Below are 18,851 nucleotides of genomic sequence, written 5' to 3'. Positions count from 1 at the left end.
ACCACTCGCACAGCAGCCTGACCTGCTTTTCCGTGTAGCCCTTCTCCACCATCCGGTCGACGAAGCTCTGGTGTTTCGACTTGTCCTCGGCCGAGGCCTTGGCGTTGAACGAAATCACCGGCAGCAGGTCTTCCGTATTCGAGAACATCTTCTTCTCGATCACTTCCCGCAGCTTTTCATAGCTGGTCCAATTCGGATTGCGGCCGCTGTTGTTGGCGCGCGCCCGCAGCACGAAGTTCACGATCTCGTTGCGGAAGTCCTTCGGATTCGCAATGCCTGCGGGCTTCTCGATCTTTTCCAGCTCATCGTTCAGCGCGCTGCGGTCGAAGCTTTCGCCGGTTTCAGGATCGCGGAATTCCTCGTCCTGAATCCAGCAGTCGGCAAACGTCACGTAGCGGTCGAAGATGTTCTGGCCGTATTCAGAGTAGGACTCCAGGTAGGCAGTCTGGATCTCCTTGCCGATGAACTCCGCGTAGCGCGGCGCCAGGAAGCCCTTGATGAACTCCAGATAGCGCCGGCGGATTTCGTCGGGATAGTCTTCGCGGCCGATGCGCTGCTCCAGCACGTACATGAGGTGCACGGGATTGGCGGCCACTTCGGTCTGGTCGTAGTTGAAGACGCTGGACAGGATCTTGTACGCGAACCGCGTCGACACCCCGGTCATGCCTTCGTCGGTGCCCGCGTAGTCCTTGTATTCCTGCAGCGCCTTCGCTTTGGGATCGACGTCCTTCAGGCTTTCGCCGTCGTAGACCCGCAGCTTGGAATAGATGCTGGAATTCTCAGGTTCCTTCAGGCGCGTCAGCACCGAGAACTGCGCCATCATGTCCAGCGTTCCGGGCGCGCACGGCGCTTCGGACAGCGAGCTGTGATGCAGCAGTTTTTCGTAGATGCGCACCTCTTCGGACACTTGCAGGCAGTAAGGCACCTTGACGATATAGATACGGTCAAGGAACGCTTCGTTGTGCTTGTTGTTGCGGAAGGTCTGCCACTCCGATTCGTTCGAGTGTGCCAGGATCGTGCCGTTGAACGGGATGGCCGAGAAGCCTTCCGTACCCTTGAAGTTGCCTTCCTGGGTGGCCGTCAACAGCGGATGCAGCATCTTGATTGGGGCCTTGAACATTTCCACGAACTCGAGCAACCCCTGGTTCGCCAGGCACAGACCGCCGGAGTAGCTGTACGCATCCGGGTCGTCCTGCGAATGGCGGTCGAGCTTGCGGATGTCGACCTTGCCCACCAGCGAGGAAATATCCTGGTTGTTTTCGTCGCCCGGTTCGGTCTTGGCGATGGCGATCTGGCGCAGCACCGACGGATTCAGCCGTACGACGCGGAACTTCGAGATGTCACCGTCGAATTCCTTCAGGCGCTTGACTGCCCACGGCGACATGATGCCGGTCAGGTAGCGCTTCGGAATGCCGTATTCCTTTTCGAGCGTGTCGCCGAATCGTTCGGGATGGAACAGCCCGAGCGGCGATTCGTTCACCGGCGATCCCTTCAACGCGTAGATGGGAAAACTCTCCATCAGCGCCTTGAGCCGTTCGGCGATGGACGACTTGCCGCCGCCCACCGGTCCCAGCAGATAGAGAATTTGCTTGCGCTCTTCCAGTCCCTGCGCGGCGTGCTTGAAGAACGCGACGATCTGTCCGATCACGTCCTCCATGCCGTAGAACTCCTGGAACGCTGGATAGCGCCGGATGGTCCGGTTGGAAAACAAACGGGAAAGACGTGGGTCGTTGCGCGTATCCACAACCTCAGGGTCGCCGATCGCGGCCAGCATGCGCTCAGCGGGGCTGGCGTAGGCCATGGGATCACGCTTGGCGAGGCTCAGATACTCCTCGAGCGAGAGCTCCGATTCCTGCTCTCTTGCATACTGCGACTTGAAGCCTTCGACGATGTTTTGCACGGAAACCTCCTACATACAACACGCGAAAAATTCAATACGTCCCTTACATGCCCATTGTGCATCAGCGCCTGCGAATTACTAAACAACTTCGCGGTTGGCGTTTTCGGCAAGTTGTTATGTTGCTTTCGCCACACATCAACCATAAGCACGATCGGACCCTTTCTGTTTAGGCTGCACCCCTTACGCACTAGTTCCGTCAGGGATTGCAACTAACGTGAGCAAGTTAACTCGTCGTTTCGAGCATAGACCCGCATATAGCGTGCCTGACGCAACCGCACATGAAATGGTCGGCAACGAAACGACGGAATGAGCGATATCCGATGGATTCTTGTTGGCCCGGGATAAACCCGGAGCGTTCGCCATGCGATCGCAGCGAACGGGCTGAACGGCGCTAGGCGACTTCGTTCAGTGGCGTGCCGGCCGGTGTTGAACTGCGCCGATTCGCGGCACGGGAATCCGTGGTGACGTGGGCGCGCGGCGGCTGTGCGGGTGGTCCGTGAGCGCGTAGCGCCAAGTCATGCTGCTTATGCTAAGCCTGTGACTCTTTTGTGGCAATTCATTTTGCGCGAATATTCACTCGCGTAATCACGCGAAACGTCTTCGTGCGCGAAGCCGCACACGCCCATTGCGCATGTCGAACAGCCCGCCTCGACATGGTGCATCGTGCAGACGCAAGCTGCGCGCGGCGTTCAAGGGATTGGCAGCCGAGCGCGCGGAGTGCTAACAGCAAACCCGTTACGACAACGTGGGCAACGCAACGCTTTCCATCAACTGGCGCCACGTGCCGGCCACGCGCGCGCGCACGCACAGATCGGCGCCGACGCGCGCGGTTTCGGTGAATTCGTAGCGCCGCGCGGCGTCCAGATGTTCGAGCATCGGCAAACGCACCATGCCCGCCGCGTCGCCCAGCAGCACCGGCGCCAGATACAACAGCAGTTCGTCCACGCAACCGGCAGACACCAGTGCGCCGCTCAGGCCCGCGCCAGCCTCGACGTGAACCTCGTTGAACTGCTGCTCGGCCATCCAGCGCATCATCGCGGGCAGATCGACGCGGCCAGGTTCCGCGCCCGGCAGGCACACCACGCGGGCATTCCTGTCCGCCAGGCGCGCTGCCTTCCCGGCATCTTCACGCGCGGTGAACACGATGACTTCCGCGCCGTCGAACAGCCGCGCGGTCTCCGGGATCTGGAAATGGCCGTCCACGACGGCCTTGCGCGGCTGGCGCGGCGTATCGACGTCGCGCACGTTCAGTTGCGGATCGTCCTTGAGCACGGTGCCCATGCCGGTCAGCACGACGCAGCTGCGCGCCCGCCAGCGGTGCCCGTCAGCACGCGCTTCCGGTCCGGTGATCCATTGCGACATGCCGTTATGCAGCGCACTGCGGCCGTCCAGCGACGCCGCCATCTTCATCCACACCCACGGCAGGCCGCGGCTCATGCGCGAGATGAAGCCGGCGTTCACGGCCAGCGCTTCTTCGCGGCAGACGCCGGTCGTCACCGCGATGCCCGCTTCGCGCAGCCGCGCCAGGCCCTGCCCGTTGACGAGCGGGTTCGGATCGCCCATGGCGACCACCACGCGCGCCGGCCGCGCCGCCAGCACCGCATCGACGCATGGCGGCGTGCGGCCGAAGTGGCTGCACGGCTCCAGCGTGACGTACAGCGTGGCACCGGCGACCGACTCGCCGCGCGCTTGCGCGTCGCGCAGCGCGCAGATTTCGGCGTGCGGACCACCCGGCGGCTGGGTCGCGCCTTCGCCAAGCACGCGGCCGTCACGCACGATCACGCAGCCGACCCGGGGGTTGGGCGAGGTGGTGTACATGACGGTGTGCGCCAGCGCCAGGGCGCGTCGCATCCAGAAGAGGTCGTCGGAGTCGCGGCTAATGTCCATGCCGAGGATTGTATGTCCGGCGCGCGCTGTTCTGCCGCGCGGCGCGGCTGCGCGCCGGCCGCCGCCCAGGCATGTCCGTTTTGGGCCGTCGGCCGTCTTGGAACGCGCTCGCGGAGCCGGCCGATCAGGAGTAAAAATGGCGTCACCCCCACAAATCCACGGCCAGGAGGCCCGGAAATGAAACAGGCACTTATCGTCATCGACGTCCAAGAATCCTTCCGTCAACGTCCGTTTTGGGACGAATCGGAGTACCCGGCGTTCATTTCGCAGATCCAGCCGCTGATCGATGCCGCCGCCGCACAGGATATTCCCGTCTTGCAGGTGTTTCACACCAGCCCGTCCGACGACCCGGCCAATCCGTTTTCGGTCGCCTCGGGACACGTCAAGACGCTGAAGGAATTGCGGATTGCGCCCACGGCGGTGTTTCACAAGACCGTGCATTCGTCGCTGTACGCCAAGGACGAGAACGGCGCCTCGCTGCACGATTGGCTGCTTGAACACGGCGTCGAAGGCATCATCGTGGCCGGCATCCGCACGGAGCAGTGCTGCGAAACGACGTCGCGCCATGCCAGCGACGCCGGCTTCAAGGTGGTGTTTCCCACCGACGCCACGCTGACCTTCGCCATGCAAAGCCCGTCCGGCAGGAACTACACGCCGGCCGAGATCCGCGACCGGACCGAGCTGGTCTTGCAAGGCCGCTTCGCCCGCATCGTGCGCGCGGCCGACGCGCTGGCGGCGTAGCGCCCGGCGGGAGGGGCAGATGATCCCGGTGTATTTCGTGGTGCCGCGAGGCATCGTCCTGCTGGACCTCGCCGGTCCGGCGGAAGCCTTCCGCGTGGCCAACAAGCTGTGTCCGGGCACGTTCGTCCAGCATTTCTGCGGCCCTTCCCAAGACGTCGAGAGCGGCATTCCCGGCCTGCATCTGGCGCATGTGCAACCGCTGCCAGCCGCGGTGCCGCGCAACGCGCTCGTCATCATCTCGGGCGTGGTGGGCAAGCACACGCGGCTGGAAGACGACGATGCCCGCGCCATCGTCGACTGGTTGGCGGTCCGCCATCCGGCAGACGGCTTTACCTTGATGACGGTCTGCGCGGGCGCGCTGTTCGCGGCGGCGGCCGGACTGACGCGGCAGCGCGAATGCACTACCCATCACACCTGCCTGGAACAGCTTGCCGCGCTGGACCCCAGCGCCCGCGTGCTGGACAACCGCATCTTCGTCGAGGACGGCAACCTGGTCAGCAGCGCGGGCATCACGGCCGGGATCGATCTTGCGCTGCACATGGTGTCGCGCCACTGCGGCCCGCGCGCGGCCAGCGAGGCGGCGCGCGATATGGTCGTCTACCAGCGCCGGGCGGGCTCGGATTCTGCGTTGTCGCCCTGGCTGGACCATCGCAGCCACCTGCATCCGGGCGTGCACCGGGTCCAGGACGCCGTCATCCGCGATCCGGCCGCGCCCTGGTCCGCCCAGTCGCTGGCGGATCAGGCGCACACCAGCGCCCGGCACCTGACGCGCCTCTTTCGTGAGCACGCCGGCTGCACGCCGATGGACTATCTGTATCAGATACGCGTGGCGCTGGCGCGCGACCTGTTGCGCGACACCCGGCTGGACCTGGAACGCGTGGCGGAAAAGTCCGGATTCGGTTCGGCCCAACACATGCGCCGCGTATGGCGCAAGTTCCAGCCCCTGACGCCCAGCCTGATGCGCGGGGAGTCCATGCCGGGGGAGTCCCTGCGCGGGGCGCCAATGCAATGAACGGCGCACCAGGCGCCGTTCATGACCAGCCACACCGCGCCGCGCGGCGTCAGTCCTTGCGCAGCTTGCCCGGCAGCAGCGGCCCCTGCATCTCGCGGATGGCCTCGACGAATTCGCCGATGTCCTCGAAGCTCTTGTAGACCGAGGCAAAGCGCACGTAGGCCACCTTGTCGAGCTTGCGCAGTTCGGTCATGACCAGTTCGCCGATGTGTTCGGACGGCACTTCGCGCTGGCCGCTCGCCAGCAGCTGTTCCTCGATGCGCGCAACGGCCGCATCGACGTCTTCGGTGCTGACCGGGCGTTTGCGCAGCGCCAGGCTCAGGCTGGCGCGCAGCTTGACCGGATCGTATTCGCTGCGGCTGCCGTTGCGCTTGACGATCGAAGGCATGGCGAGTTCCACCCGTTCATAGGTGGTGAACCGCTTGTCACAGGACAGGCAGCGGCGGCGACGGCGAATGGCGTCGCCCTCTTCGGAGACCCGGCTGTCGACGACCTGCGTTTCGGCATTGCCGCAAAATGGACACCGCATGTGTGATCCCTAAAGTCGCTGAAGGCAATAATTGAGCATATTGTAACGACGGCATGATGCAAAGCGGCATTAGGGACGAATCCCCCGCCGCCGCCGCATCGCCCCATCGTGCGGCAGGATGCCCCCCCCTGCCCCGCCCATAAAGACCAAGGGACGGCGCCTTGCGGAGCCGTCCCTTGGTCTGTGTTGCCCGAAGGCGGCTAGGCCGCGCCCGGGTCACCTGCTTACTTCTTGCCGTACACCGGCAGGCGCGCGGTCAGTTCGTTGACCTTGGCGCGCACGGCGGCGATGTTCGCTTCGTCGCGCGGGTTGTCCAGCACGTCGGCGATCAGGTTGGCGGTCAGCTCGGCGTCGGCTTCGGTGAAGCCGCGAGTCGTCATGGCCGGCGTGCCCAGACGGATGCCGCTGGTCACGAAGGGCTTTTCCGGGTCGTTCGGGATGGCGTTCTTGTTGACCGTGATGTGGGCCTGGCCCAGCACCGCTTCGGCTTCCTTGCCCGTGATGCCCTTCGAACGCAGGTCCACCAGCATGACATGGCTCTCGGTGCGGCCGGAGACGATGCGCAGGCCACGCTTGACCAGCGTGTCGGCCAGGACCTTGGCGTTCTTGACCACTTGCTGCGCGTAATCCTTGAACCCGGGTTCCAGCGCTTCCTTGAAGGCCACGGCCTTGCCGGCGATGACGTGCATCAGCGGACCGCCCTGGATGCCGGGGAAGATCGCCGAATTGATGATCTTCTCGTGCTCGGCCTTCATCATGATGACGCCGCCGCGCGGGCCGCGCAGCGACTTGTGCGTGGTCGAGGTGACGAAGTCGGCGTGCGGAACCGGGTTGGGGTAGGCGCCGCCGGCGACCAGACCCGCGTAGTGGGCGATGTCGACCATGAACAGCGCGCCGTTTTCACGGGCGATGCGGGCCATGCGCTCGAAGTCGATATGCAGGGCGTAGGCCGAAGCACCCGCCACGATCAGCTTGGGCTTGTGTTCCTTGGCCAGTTGCTCGACCTGCTCGTAGTTCAGGACTTCGTTTTCGTCCAGGCCGTACGAGATGAAGTTGTACAGCTTGCCCGACGCGTTGACCGACGCGCCGTGCGTCAGGTGACCGCCTTCGGCCAGGCTCATGCCCAGCACGGTGTCGCCCGGCTTGAGCACAGCCATGTACACGCCCTGGTTCGCCTGCGAACCGGAGTTGGGCTGCACGTTGGCGGCCTCGGCGCCGAAGATCTGCTTCAGGCGGTCGATGGCAAGTTGCTCGACCACGTCCACGTATTCGCAACCACCGTAGTAGCGCTTGCCCGGATAGCCTTCGGCGTACTTGTTCGTGAGCTGTGTGCCTTGCGCTTCCATGACGGCCGGGCTGGCGTAGTTCTCCGAAGCGATCAGCTCGATGTGCTGCTCTTGGCGCTGATCTTCCTTCTGGATGGCGGCCCAAACGTCCGGGTCAGCCTTGGACAAGGTGAGGTTGCGGTCAAACATGACGGGGTTTCCTGAGGCGGTAAGAGAGGAGAAACGAGGAGAAACGGCAGAAATGAAAACAGCGTCGGGTGGGTAAACCCGCAGAATGCTGAGTAGTTTACCCCGTCACGCGGGATCATTTGCGCTCAAAACGGCCGGAATCGGGCCAAATTCCGGTGGACGGGCGCGAAAACCACGGCATCGCCACCGGGCCGGAAATGCCCCTCATGACGACTTGAGAAACATTCATGCAAACGTCGGCGGGGCAATAAAAAGGGCCGCGCTTGGCGGCCCTGCGTACATGGCGGCGGCGATCAGGCCGACGTGGCCCCGATTTGCTTGGGCGCCAGTTCCGGATTGAGCGTATATGTGCCTGTCAGCGACGCCTGCGCCAGCACGTGCTTCTGAATGGCCCGAAGCGCGTCTTCGCCGGTGAACGAACCCTGCAGGTTCAGGCTGGGCACATCCAGCGCGTACAGCGTGAAGATGTAGCGATGGACCAGGGCATCGTTCCAGGGCGGGCACGGGCCGTCGTAGCCGAAGTACTCGCCGCTCATGTCGTGGTCATTGGCAAACCACGACGAATAGGAATTGATGCCCTGGCGCGCGTCCATGGGGGCCAGGGGACCGCCCTTGCCGCGCGGCGTGATGCCGTTGGAAAACGCGCCTTCGTCGATCTCGCGCAGGTCGGCCGGCAGATCGACCAGCACCCAGTGGAAGAAATCCACGCGGGCCAGATCGGCGGGCACTTCACGGCCTTCCTGGTTGACGTCGTCGGGACGCGAGGGCACGTCGGGATCATGGCAGATCAGTGCAAACGACTGCGTGCCCGCGGGGACGTCGTCCCAGGAAAATTGCGGGTTGCAGTTATCTGCCAGCGCGACGTGCGATTGCGCATCGATCTTGCCGAAAGCGTAGCGTTCGGGAATCGACTCGTGATCGGAAAAAGACAAACTCGAAAGTTCCATGTCGTGCTCCTTTAAATGCCGCAAAGGCGCCAAGCGCCTGTGTGTACCCTGAGCGTATCAAAACTTCGCATTTACGGGTTCAAGTTAACACGCGCAAACTTGCGCTTGCCCACCTGAACGACGTAAGTCCCGGCCGGCAATTGCAACGATTTGTCTTCCACGCGATCGCCGTTGACCCGCACGCCGCCTTGCTCGACGTTGCGCTGCGCTTCCGAGCCGGAAGCGACCAGACCCGCTTCCCGCAACAGCTTCAGGATGCCCACCGGCGCGCCGCCGATGTTGACTTCGGGCATGTCGTCGGGAATGGCGCCGTCGCGGAAACGCGCCTCAAACGAGGCCAGCGCATCGTCCGCCGCCTTGGCGGAATGGAAGCGCGCGATGATTTCCTGGGCCAGCATGACCTTGGCGTCGCGCGGGTTGCGGCCGCCGTCGATCTCCCGCTTGAGCGCCGCGATATCCTCCAGCGAGCGGAAGGACAGCAGCTCAAAGTAGCGCCACATCAGCGTGTCGGAGATCGACATGAGCTTGCCGAACATGGAATCGGGCGACTCCGAAATGCCGATGTAGTTGCCCTTGGACTTGGACATCTTCTCTACGCCGTCCGTCCCGACCAGCAGCGGCATCGTCAGGATGCACTGCGGCTCCTGTCCATATTCCTTTTGCAGTTCGCGCCCCACCAGCAGGTTGAACTTCTGATCGGTGCCCCCCAGCTCCAGATCGGACTTCAGCGCGACCGAGTCGTAACCCTGCATCAGCGGATACAGGAATTCATGCACCGAGATCGGGATGCCGCCCTTGAAGCGCTTGGTGAAGTCTTCGCGCTCCATCATGCGGGCCACCGTATAACGCGATGCCAACTGGATCATGCCGCGCGCGCCCAGGGGATCGCACCACTCGGAGTTGTAGCGGATCTCGGTGCGGGCCGGATCCAGCACCAGGCTGGCCTGGGCGTAATAGGTCTTGGCGTTGGCCTCGATCTGCTCCCGCGTGAGCGGCGGACGCGTGCTGTTGCGGCCGCTGGGGTCGCCGATGGTCGAGGTGAAGTCGCCGATCAGGAAGATGACGTTGTGTCCCAGATCCTGAAGCTGGCGCATCTTGTTCAGCACCACCGTGTGCCCCAGGTGAATGTCTGGCGCGGTCGGATCCAGGCCAAGCTTGATGCGCAGCGGCACGCCAGTGGCGCGGCTCTTGGCCAGCTTGCGGGCGAATTCGGACTCGACCAGCAGTTCATCGCAGCCGCGCTTGGCTATACGCAGATCTGCGTCGACTTCGGGGGTGATGGGGGCTTCGGTGGGTGACATGACAGGGGGCCCAAGGCGGCTTCAGCCGACAAAAAGGTGTAAAAAGTGACGAAAACTATCGTAAATTCTAGCCGAATCGGCTAGGATACCGGCCTAATCATACGCAACTGCCATATGTACGCAGGGGCGTTCGCTCTACCATCCCTTGTTCACAAGATGCGCCCCGCGCCAGCCCTTGCCCCGGAAACGTGGCGCGCGAGGGCCGTTCGTGTACCGCACCCTGAGAGTTCAAGCCACCTGAGAGGGTATTTTCACGATGACTCGTGGCCTCCACGAACTGGCGAGTGGCCTCAAGCGCAAAGTCGCTGCCGTATTTGCGCCCGTTGAGCCCAAGCCCCATCGCTCGGGACTTTTCCGCCGCACGCTTCTCGTCACCGCAATCGGTCTGTTCGCAGGCGCCGCCGCTCTCGGCATGGTGCAGCAACCCGACCGCACCGAACTTCCCCCCTCGCGCGTCATCCAGAGCATTCTGCCGCTGACCGCCGAGCAAGTCGAAGTCAGCACGCCCAGCGCCGCCCCCTACATCAGCGAAACCCGGATCCGTCCGGGCGACACGCTGTCGGCAGTGTTGCAGCGCCTGGAACTCGACGCGCCCAACCTGCAGTCCTTCCTGACGCACGACGCCAGCGCCCGCAGCATCTACAAGCTGTACCCGGGTCGCTCGGTGCAGGCCGCCACGGACGAACAAGGCAAGCTGGTCTGGCTGCGCTATATCCACACCCCGGGCAATGAGTCCGACGGCCAGGTTGTGACGCGCATGCTGCACGTGGCGCCGTCCGCCGACAGCTACAAGGCCGAGGAAGTCACCGAAAGCACCGAACGCCAGACCCGCGTCGCCGTCGGCACCATCAAGTCCTCGCTCTTTGGCGCCACGGACTCCGCCGGCATCCCGGATTCGGTCACCATGCAGATGGCCGACATCCTCAGCGCCAAGATCGACTTCCTGCGCGACCTGCGCCAGGGCGATCAATTCCGCGTGGTCTACGAAGTGCGTTCGCACGACGGCCGCTACGCCGGCGCCGGCCGCGTGCTGGCCCTGGAATTCATCAACGGCGGCAAGACCTACAACGCCGTCTGGTTCAGCCCCGACGAAAAGTCCGGCTCCTACTACGACTTCGACGGCACCAGCCTGCGCGGCGCGTTCCTGCGCACCGCCCTGAAGTTCAGCCGCATCAGCTCGACGTTCGGTATGCGCATGCATCCCATCCACAAGACCTGGACGGGACACAAGGGCGTCGACTACGCCGCGCCGTCGGGCACGCCGATCCACTCCACCGCGGACGGCACGGTCGAATTCTCGGGCTGGCAGAACGGCTACGGCAACGTGGTCATCGTCAAGCACCACGGCAAGTACTCGACGCTGTACGCGCACCAGAGCCGCATCGCCGAAGGCGTCACCAAGGGCTCGAAGGTGTCGCAAGGCCAACTGCTGGGCTATGTCGGTTCCACCGGCTGGGCCACTGGCCCGCACCTGCACTACGAATTCCGCGTCGACAACCAGCCAATCGACCCGCTGTCGGTGGACCTGCCCGTGGCCCGCGCCCTCGAACCCGCGGAAGTCCGCGCGTTCAACCAGGCGGTCGACCCCTACAAGCAGCAGATCCAGTTGCTGACGCAGTTCCAGCAGACGCTGCCCGATGCGCTGACCAACGTGGCCAGCCGCTAAGGCGAGTCCGCAATAAACAGGCCCGCGCGCAGCGGGTGCGGCGGCGGGGCGACAAGCCCCAGCCGCCTTTTTTATTTGGAGGCGCCCGTGAATGCCACCCTGCCCTTGCAGCAAGACCGCCGCACGCTCTACATCGGCCTGATGTCGGGCACCAGCGTCGACGGCGTCGACGGTGTGCTGACCCGGCTTGAAGACGGCCAGCCGCCGCAAGTGCTGGCCAATGCCAGCCTGCCGATGCCTGAAAACCTGCGGCGGGAGCTGCTGGCACTGAATACCCCGGGCGGCGACGAGCTTGCCCGCGCCGCACTCGCGGCCAATGCGCTGGCGCGCGTGTATGCCCAGGCCGTGTCGAAGCTGCTTGCGGATGCGGCCGTGGCCGCGGCCGACGTCAGCGCCATTGGCGCACACGGCCAGACCGTGCGGCACCGCCCTGACCTCGGCTACACGCTGCAGCTCAATGCGCCCGCCCTGCTGGCGGAACAGACCGGGATTGCGGTGGTGGCCGACTTCCGCACGCGCGACGTGGCCGCAGGCGGCCAGGGCGCGCCGCTGGTGCCGCCGTTTCATGCCGCCATCTTCGGCGCCAGCCACGGCCGCGCCGTGCTGAACCTGGGCGGCATTGCCAATGTGACGCTGCTGGCGCCCGGGCAGCCCGCGCGCGGCTTTGACACTGGTCCGGCCAACGTGCTGCTGGACGGCTGGTGCCAGCGCCATCTGGGCCGCCCGTATGACGCCGGCGGCCGCTGGGCCGCGTCAGGACATGTGCTGGCGCCCCTGCTCGAACAACTGATCGGCAGCGAGCCGTGGTTCGGCTTGGCACCGCCCAAATCCACGGGCCGCGACCTGTTCAACATGCAGTGGCTAGACACTCGGCTGGCCGAGTTCGACGGCCCCGCGCCCGCCCCGCAGGACGTGCAGGCCACGCTGCAGCGGCTGACCGCCAGGACGGTCGCCGACGCGATCGACCGGGCCGCCGCGGGGACCCAGGAAGTCTTTGTGTGCGGCGGCGGGGCTCTCAACGCCGGCCTGATGCAGGAACTGGCGTATTGCCTGCAACGCCCCGTTCGTCCAACCGATGCGCTTGGCGTGCCGGCGCAGCAGGTGGAGGCCTTGGCATTTGCGTGGCTGGCGCATGCGTTCATGATGGGCAAGCCGGCCGGCCTGCCCAGCGTGACCGGCGCACGTGGCCCGAGGATTCTTGGGGCGCTGTACCCGGCTTGACGCGGGCGGCCGCAAGGCGCACCGCTTGCCGGCTGCCGGCTGTTGGACACCCAAGCAAGCGTGTACCACCCAGCCCCACGTCAGCGGCACGGAATCGTGCACGCCAATGCAAAAAGCCCTTCGGAAAACCGAAGGGCTTTTTTCTTTCCTGCCTGGGCGATTACACCGAGAACGAGGAACCGCAGCCGCAGGTGGTGCTGGCGTTGGGATTGCGGATGACGAACTGCGCGCCTTCCAGGTCTTCCTTGTAGTCGATCTCGGCGCCGACCAGGTATTGGAAGCTCATCGGGTCGACGAGCAGTTGCACGCCGTCCTTGTCCAGCACGGTGTCGTCTTCGTTGACGACTTCGTCAAACGTGAAACCGTACTGGAAGCCGGAACAGCCGCCGCCCTGCACGAACACGCGCAGCTTCAGTTCGGGGTTGCCTTCTTCGGCCAACAGGTCTTTCACTTTGGCGGCAGCCGAGTCGGTGAACACCAGGGGGATAGGCGGGGGGGCCTGAAGGTCGACGGTTTCGGTCACTGCATTCATGGTTCACTCCTGGCCGATTCGGCCATATTTCAGTGAGCGGCGTCGCCGCTCGTATAGTGTCACTATAGCGCAGGGCTTGACCAGACTCAAAGTTCCAGTTTGACACTGCGTGACGCGCGGACGGTTTCACCCTCGAGGACGCTGACGGTCACACTTTCGGGGACGAATCCGTCTGGCACGGCCAGGATGCCCTGGCTGCGCTGGTATTGGTCGAACTGCAGGGCGAGCGAGGCGGCGGCCAGGTTTTCGCCCGTGGCCGTGACGGGACCGGTTTCGGCCTTGACCTGCATGGGTGCGAGGTCCACGGTGACGGTTTCGCCCTTGAGCACGCCGGTGGCCTGAAAGCGCAAGGCCCCCGCGAAGGGCGTGCCGCCGTTGCGGCCGCTGCGCATCAGCAGGACCTTGTAGCGCAGCCCCCCACCTTCGCGGTCGATCTGCACACCGCGGATGTCCACAGACCCTTCCGGACCGGGCGGCAGCAGTTGCTCGTAGAACGCGAGTTGGTCCCGCACGCGGCCGACTTCGGCTTGCGCGGCGTGGAGCTGGGTTTCGAGTTCCTGGCGGGCGGATCGCTCAATGACCAGTTCACCATCGGCGGTATCGAGCTGACCACGGATGTAGCGCAGCTGGGTGGCCTGCTGGCGCATGGCCTCGTCCTGGGCTTCGGCCTGCTGGACGCTGATGACCACGGCATCCTGCGGACGGTAAAGCTGGCGCGCGTGAAAGAACCCGGCGGCGCCACCCACCAGCACACCCAGCAGCAGCATTGCGCAAAGACGCACGATGGCGCCATGACGTGCGCGAGACGGGGAGCTGACTGACGGATCTGCAGGCATAAAGAGCAATGTTGGCGGCCCGCCGGGCGGGCCGCCTTGGCCTTACGGCAGGATGGCGACCTGGTCGAGGCCGACCGTTTCGGAGATGCCGAACATCAGGTTCATGTTCTGCACGGCCTGGCCGGCGGCGCCCTTGACCAGATTGTCCTGCACCACCATGACGATCAGCAGGTCGCCGTTGCCGGGACGGCTGAGCGCGATGCGCAGGTTGTTGGAACCGCGCACCGAACGCGTTTCGGGATGGCTGCCGGCAGGCATGACGTCCACGAACGGTTCATCGGCGTAGCGCTGTTCGAACAGGGCCTGGAAGTCGGTGTCGCGCGCTTCGGGCTGGATGCGGGCATAAATGGTGGAGAACATGCCGCGGATCATCGGCACCAGATGCGGCACGAACGTCAGGCCCACCTTGCCGCCAGTCAGCTTTTCGAGCTGGGCGGAGATCTCGGGGTGGTGACGATGGCCCGCCACGCCGTAGGCCTTGAAGTTGTCGGAGGCTTCGGAGAACAACGAGCCCACTTCCGCCTTGCGGCCAGCGCCGGACACACCCGACTTGCAGTCGGCGATCAGCGTTTGCGTATCGACCAGCGCCTTGCCGCCTTCAAGCAGCGGCGCCAGGCCCAGCAGCACCGTGGTCGGGTAGCAGCCGGGGTTGCCGATGACGCGCGCCTTGGAGATGGCTTCGCGGTTCAGTTCGACCAGACCGTATTGCGATTCGGCCAGGATGTCCGGGCAGGTATGGGGAATCTTGTACCAGCGCTCGAACGTGGGGATGTCCTGCAGGCGGAAGTCGGCGGCCAGGTCGATGACGCGGGTGCCGGCGGCGATGAGCTCTTGCGCCTGCGCCATGGCCACGCCGTGCGGCGTGGCAAAGAAGACGACGTCGCAGTCCGTCAGCGAGGCCTTTTCCGGGGCCGAGAAGGCAAGCTTCACACGGCCGCGCAGGTTGGGATACATGTCGGCGACGGGCAAGCCGTCTTCCTTGCGGGACGTGATGGCAGTCAGTTCCACGTTGGGATGCTGCGACAGCAAGCGCAGCAGTTCGACGCCGGTATATCCGGTGCCGCCGACGATACCAACCTTGATGCGGGTGTTCGATGCTTGGGCCATGATGGATGCTCTTCGGAGAACGAATAACGATTGTATCGCTCGGGAAACGGCGGATTGCACCGGCGTGCCGGATTTGGCACTGCAAACCTTTTTTCCGACCGGGCGGCTGGCGCGGAGTTCCACGCAGGGCCGGCGATGACGCCGCATTGCCGGCCCAAAAACAAAAAGCCCGCCGAAGCGGGCTTTTTGCAGGGCATTAACGCTTGCTGAACTGCTTGCGACGACGCGCCTTGCGGAAGCCGACCTTCTTACGTTCGACTTCACGGGCATCGCGCGTGACGAAGCCAGCTTGCGACAGCGAGGGCTTCAGCGTGGCGTCGTAATCGATCAGGGCACGCGTGATGCCGTGACGGATTGCGCCGGCTTGGCCGGTTTCGCCGCCGCCGTGCACGTTGACCTTGATGTCAAACGATTCCAGGTGGCCGGTCAGTTCCAGCGGCTGGCGCACGACCATACGGCCGGTTTCACGAGCGAAGAACTCGTCGACGGGCTTGCCGTTGACGACGATCTTGCCAGTGCCCTTCTTGATGAAAACGCGAGCCACCGAAGTTTTGCGACGGCCGGTTCCGTAATTCCAGTTACCGATCATGGCGTTTCCTTAGAGATCCAGCGTCTTGGGCTGCTGGGCGGTATGCGGGTGCTCGGCACCGGCATAGACCTTAAGCTTCTTGATCATGGCGTAGCCCAGAGGACCCTTGGGCAGCATGCCCTTGACGGCCTTCTGAATGGCACGGCCGGGAAAACGCTCTTGCATTTTCTCGAAGTTCGTTTCACGGATACCGCCCGGGTACGTCGTGTGGCGGAAGTACTTCTTGTCCTTCGCCTTGGCACCGGTAACAACGATATCGGACGCGTTGATGATGACGATGTAGTCACCAGTATCAACGTGAGGCGTGAATTCAGGTTTGTGCTTGCCACGCAGACGACGTGCGACTTCGCTGGCCACACGACCGAGGACTTTGCCCTTGGCGTCGATCACAAACCAGTCACGTTGGACTTCATGCGGCTTGGCCACAAAGGTCTTCATGATGGTTCCTAAGAATAAAAATTTGCTCTGGCCGGAACATCCCGCCAGTGTTCTTTCCCAAACTAGGCTGCAAATCGCAGCCCCTGGGCTACAAGCCCCTGAGCTACAAATTCCGGCCCTTAATCGCCCCCCGCCTAAGCGTTATGAATCCGCCCGTGCAAAGGTCAAAATGAGGGAAAGCCTGAAATTCTAACACGGATGCTCAAAAAATGGGCAAGCGGAAAGAATCCAGGTGGCTTGCGGCTGACCGCTAGAGGGCGGCAGCCGCGAATTTTTTCAAGGGGACAGGTCAAGCCCCCTGCCCGCTCAGGCGCCCAGGTAGGCTTCCAGAACGCGGGGATGGCCCAGCAGTTCGCGGCCGGTGCCCGTCAGCGCCAATGCGCCGTTTTCAAGCACGTAGCCGTGCTGCGCGATCTTCAATGCCTGGCGCACGTTCTGTTCGACGAGGAACAGCGTGAGGCCGTCGGCGTTGATGGCGCGCAGCGAACGGAAGATTTCCTGGACGACGATCGGCGCCAGGCCCATCGACGGTTCGTCCAGCAGCAACAGGCGCGGCTTGGCCATCAAGGCGCGGCCGATGGCGAGCATCTGCTGTTCGCCGCCGGACAGGTTGCCGGCCATGCCGTTGATCCGTTCCTTCAGGCGCGGGAACAGGTTGAACACGTATTCCAGATCGGTGGCGACGTTCTTCAGGCCACGGCGATAGGCGCCGAGTTCCAGGTTTTCCAGCACCGTCATGGTGGTGAGGATGGCCCGGCCTTCCGGCACCTGCACGATGCCGCGCGCGACCAACTGGTTCGGCGCGAGGTTGGTGACGTCTTCGCCCTCGAAGAGGATGCGGCCGCGCGCCTTGGGCAAGAGGCCCGACAGCGCCAGCAGCGTGGTCGACTTGCCGGCGCCGTTGGCGCCGACCAGGGCGGTGATTTCGTTGGCGTTCAGGTCCAGGTCGATGCCGCGCACGGCTTCGATGTGGCCGTAGTTGACCTCGAGTCCGCGGACTTCCAGCATGGCGCTCATTTGGCGGCCTCCGCTTGTTCGGTGTCTTCGTCGTCTTCGCGGCCCAGGTAGGCCTCGATGACCTGCTCGTTGTTGCGGATTTCCTCGGGACCGCCGCAGGCGATGATCTTGCCGAAGTTCAGCACCGCGATGCGTTCGCACAAGCCCATGACGAAGCGCATGTCGTGCTCGATCATGAGGATGGTGTAGCCGCGGTCGCGGATCGCCAGGATCTCGCGCATCAGTTCGGCGCGTTCGCCGGTGTTCATGCCGGCGACGGGCTCGTCCAGCAGCAGCAGCTTGGGCTCGGTGGCCAGCGCGCGCGCCAGCTCCAGGCGGCGCTGTTCGCCGTAGGACAGGTTGTCGGCCAGATCGTTGGCCTTGTGATCCAGGCGCATCCACGTCAGCAGTTCATGCGCGCGTTCGCGGGCGCGCTGCTCGTGCTCGCGGTAGCCGGGCAGGCCCAGCAACAGGCTGGGGAAACCGTAGTTCATGTGGCGATAGGCGCCCACGACGACGTTTTCCAGCAGCGTCATTTCCTTGAACAGACGGATGTTCTGGAACGTGCGGGCGATGCCCATGCGCGTGATGCTGTGCGGCTTCTTGCGCAGGACGCTTTCGCCCTGGAACGTGATGGCGCCGCCGCTGGGCGGCAAGAGGCCGGTGATCAGGTTGAAGACGGTGGTCTTGCCAGCGCCGTTCGGGCCGATCAGGCCGAAGATGGCGCCTTCGGGCACGGACAGGCTGACGTCATGCAGCACATGCAGGCCGCCAAAGCTCTTGGAGACGGAGGACAGCTCAAGCATGACGCTTCCCTCCCTGGCGGCCTTGACGCATCCAGCGCTTGAAGCGCGCCGGATCCCAGATGCCTTGCGGCAGGAACAACACAATCACCACCAGGATCACTCCATTCGCGATCAGGCGCAGATCGGCGAATCCGCGCAGCAATTCCGGCAAAACCGTAATGATGAAGCTGCCGATCACGGGACCGGCCAGGCCGCCGATGCCGCCGAGGATCGCCATCGTCAGGATTTCGACGCCGCGGTCGAAGCCATATTCGTTGGGACCGATGAAGAACGTCAGGTGCGCGTTCAGGGCGCCGGCCAGGCCGGCGATCATCGCACCGGCGACAAACGCCAGCATCTTGTTCGAACGCACGTTGATGCCCATCAGGCCAGCCGCCGTCTCGTCGCCACGGATGGCGTCGAAGGAGCGGCCGATCTTGGAAGCGCGCACGCGCCACAGCACGAACAGCACGATGATGACGGCCAGCAGCACATGCCACCACTGCGTGAGCTGCGGAATGCCGTTCAGACCCAGCGCGCCGCCGGTGATGGACTCGGTGTTCAGGATGGTCACGCGGACCACTTCACCAAAGCCCAGCGTGGCCATCGCCAGGTAGACCCCGGACAGCCGCAACGTCGGCAGGCCGATCAAGCCCGCCACCAGCGCGGGCGCGGCCATGCCGCCGGCCAGCGCCACGGCAAACGGGGCGTCGTAATTCATGGTGAGCAGCGCGGCGGTGTACGCCCCGATGCCCATGAAGGCGGCGTTGGCCATGGCCAGCATGCCGCAGGCCAGCGTCAGCCAGATGGAGAGGGCCAGGAGTGCATTGGTGCCAAGCGTCAGCACCAGGTTGCCGTAGATGGCCCAGAAATTTTCGAATCCGCTCAT

At 64.1% G+C, this 18,851-nt stretch carries 18 protein-coding genes; 4 read left to right on the top strand and 14 right to left on the bottom strand.

Annotated features, from left to right (window positions below):
• Both RT697_RS11415 and ribD read right to left on the bottom strand, forming a co-directional pair.
• Positions 1–1,900 (bottom strand): PrkA family serine protein kinase (locus RT697_RS11415; protein ID WP_313698939.1); only part of this gene is annotated, 1,900 nt, incomplete at its 3' end.
• A gap of 735 nt (positions 1,901–2,635) precedes the next feature.
• Entirely contained in the window at positions 2,636–3,751 is a 1,116-nt protein-coding gene (ribD, locus tag RT697_RS11410) for a bifunctional diaminohydroxyphosphoribosylaminopyrimidine deaminase/5-amino-6-(5-phosphoribosylamino)uracil reductase RibD (protein ID WP_409517425.1), read from the bottom strand.
• Positions 3,752–3,964: 213 nt separating this feature from the next.
• On the opposite strand from ribD, the gene RT697_RS11405 reads away from it, so the two are divergent.
• On the top strand, positions 3,965–4,528 hold the full coding sequence (locus tag RT697_RS11405; protein ID WP_313698936.1) for an isochorismatase family protein: 564 nt from the start codon (positions 3,965–3,967) through the stop codon (positions 4,526–4,528).
• 19 nt (positions 4,529–4,547) lie between these two features.
• Complete coding sequence (locus tag RT697_RS11400; RefSeq protein WP_313698934.1) at positions 4,548–5,540, top strand: GlxA family transcriptional regulator; 993 nt, start codon at positions 4,548–4,550, stop codon at positions 5,538–5,540.
• A gap of 49 nt (positions 5,541–5,589) precedes the next feature.
• Here RT697_RS11400 and nrdR read toward each other — a convergent pair whose 3' ends face one another.
• From nrdR to tyrS, 4 genes are all read right to left on the bottom strand, one after another.
• A complete protein-coding gene (gene nrdR, locus RT697_RS11395; protein WP_056564353.1) occupies positions 5,590–6,069 on the bottom strand; it encodes a transcriptional regulator NrdR in 480 nt (159 codons plus the stop codon).
• Between the two features lie 224 nt (positions 6,070–6,293).
• Entirely contained in the window at positions 6,294–7,544 is a 1,251-nt protein-coding gene (gene glyA / locus RT697_RS11390; RefSeq protein WP_313698931.1) for a serine hydroxymethyltransferase, read from the bottom strand.
• A 293-nt stretch (positions 7,545–7,837) separates the two neighbouring features.
• Positions 7,838–8,491, bottom strand: coding sequence for a YbhB/YbcL family Raf kinase inhibitor-like protein (locus RT697_RS11385; RefSeq protein ID WP_313698930.1), 654 nt, complete (start codon positions 8,489–8,491; stop codon positions 7,838–7,840).
• Positions 8,492–8,562: 71 nt separating this feature from the next.
• Positions 8,563–9,792, bottom strand: a complete 1,230-nt coding sequence (gene tyrS / locus RT697_RS11380) for a tyrosine--tRNA ligase (protein WP_313698929.1) — start codon at positions 9,790–9,792, stop codon at positions 8,563–8,565.
• Positions 9,793–10,048: 256 nt separating this feature from the next.
• Between tyrS and RT697_RS11375 the strand changes: the two genes are divergently transcribed.
• Positions 10,049–11,458 carry a peptidoglycan DD-metalloendopeptidase family protein gene (locus RT697_RS11375; protein ID WP_313698928.1) on the top strand — a complete coding sequence of 470 codons (1,410 nt, stop codon included), beginning with the start codon at positions 10,049–10,051 and terminating at the stop codon, positions 11,456–11,458.
• 87 nt (positions 11,459–11,545) lie between these two features.
• Complete coding sequence (locus RT697_RS11370) at positions 11,546–12,679, top strand: anhydro-N-acetylmuramic acid kinase (protein WP_313698927.1); 1,134 nt, start codon at positions 11,546–11,548, stop codon at positions 12,677–12,679.
• Between the two features lie 160 nt (positions 12,680–12,839).
• Here RT697_RS11370 and erpA read toward each other — a convergent pair whose 3' ends face one another.
• From erpA to RT697_RS11330, 8 genes are all read right to left on the bottom strand, one after another.
• A complete protein-coding gene (erpA, locus tag RT697_RS11365; RefSeq protein ID WP_056564370.1) occupies positions 12,840–13,211 on the bottom strand; it encodes an iron-sulfur cluster insertion protein ErpA in 372 nt (123 codons plus the stop codon).
• Positions 13,212–13,297: 86 nt separating this feature from the next.
• Positions 13,298–14,047, bottom strand: coding sequence for a DUF6776 family protein (locus RT697_RS11360; RefSeq protein ID WP_409517424.1), 750 nt, complete (start codon positions 14,045–14,047; stop codon positions 13,298–13,300).
• A 42-nt stretch (positions 14,048–14,089) separates the two neighbouring features.
• A complete protein-coding gene (gene argC / locus RT697_RS11355; RefSeq protein ID WP_313698925.1) occupies positions 14,090–15,154 on the bottom strand; it encodes an N-acetyl-gamma-glutamyl-phosphate reductase in 1,065 nt (354 codons plus the stop codon).
• A gap of 196 nt (positions 15,155–15,350) precedes the next feature.
• Complete coding sequence (gene rpsI / locus RT697_RS11350) at positions 15,351–15,743, bottom strand: 30S ribosomal protein S9 (protein WP_008163098.1); 393 nt, start codon at positions 15,741–15,743, stop codon at positions 15,351–15,353.
• Between the two features lie 9 nt (positions 15,744–15,752).
• On the bottom strand, positions 15,753–16,181 hold the full coding sequence (rplM, locus tag RT697_RS11345; protein WP_056564379.1) for a 50S ribosomal protein L13: 429 nt from the start codon (positions 16,179–16,181) through the stop codon (positions 15,753–15,755).
• Positions 16,182–16,487: 306 nt separating this feature from the next.
• Positions 16,488–17,198 (bottom strand): ABC transporter ATP-binding protein, encoded by a 711-nt coding sequence (locus RT697_RS11340; protein WP_313698924.1) that lies wholly within the window; start codon positions 17,196–17,198, stop codon positions 16,488–16,490.
• Complete coding sequence (locus RT697_RS11335; protein ID WP_056564383.1) at positions 17,195–17,983, bottom strand: ABC transporter ATP-binding protein; 789 nt, start codon at positions 17,981–17,983, stop codon at positions 17,195–17,197. Before RT697_RS11335 ends, RT697_RS11340 begins: the two co-directional genes overlap by 4 nt.
• The gene (locus RT697_RS11330; RefSeq protein ID WP_313698923.1) at positions 17,976–18,851 is read right to left on the bottom strand and encodes a branched-chain amino acid ABC transporter permease; all 876 of its coding nucleotides are present in this window, start codon (positions 18,849–18,851) and stop codon (positions 17,976–17,978) included. The genes RT697_RS11335 and RT697_RS11330 overlap by 8 nt, the downstream gene beginning before the upstream one ends.

Source organism: Achromobacter sp., assembly GCF_032113835.1.
GTDB lineage: Bacteria > Pseudomonadota > Gammaproteobacteria > Burkholderiales > Burkholderiaceae_B > Achromobacter.
The sequence above is the reverse complement of the archived record's forward strand: the minus strand, read 5'-3'. Positions and strand labels throughout refer to the sequence as shown.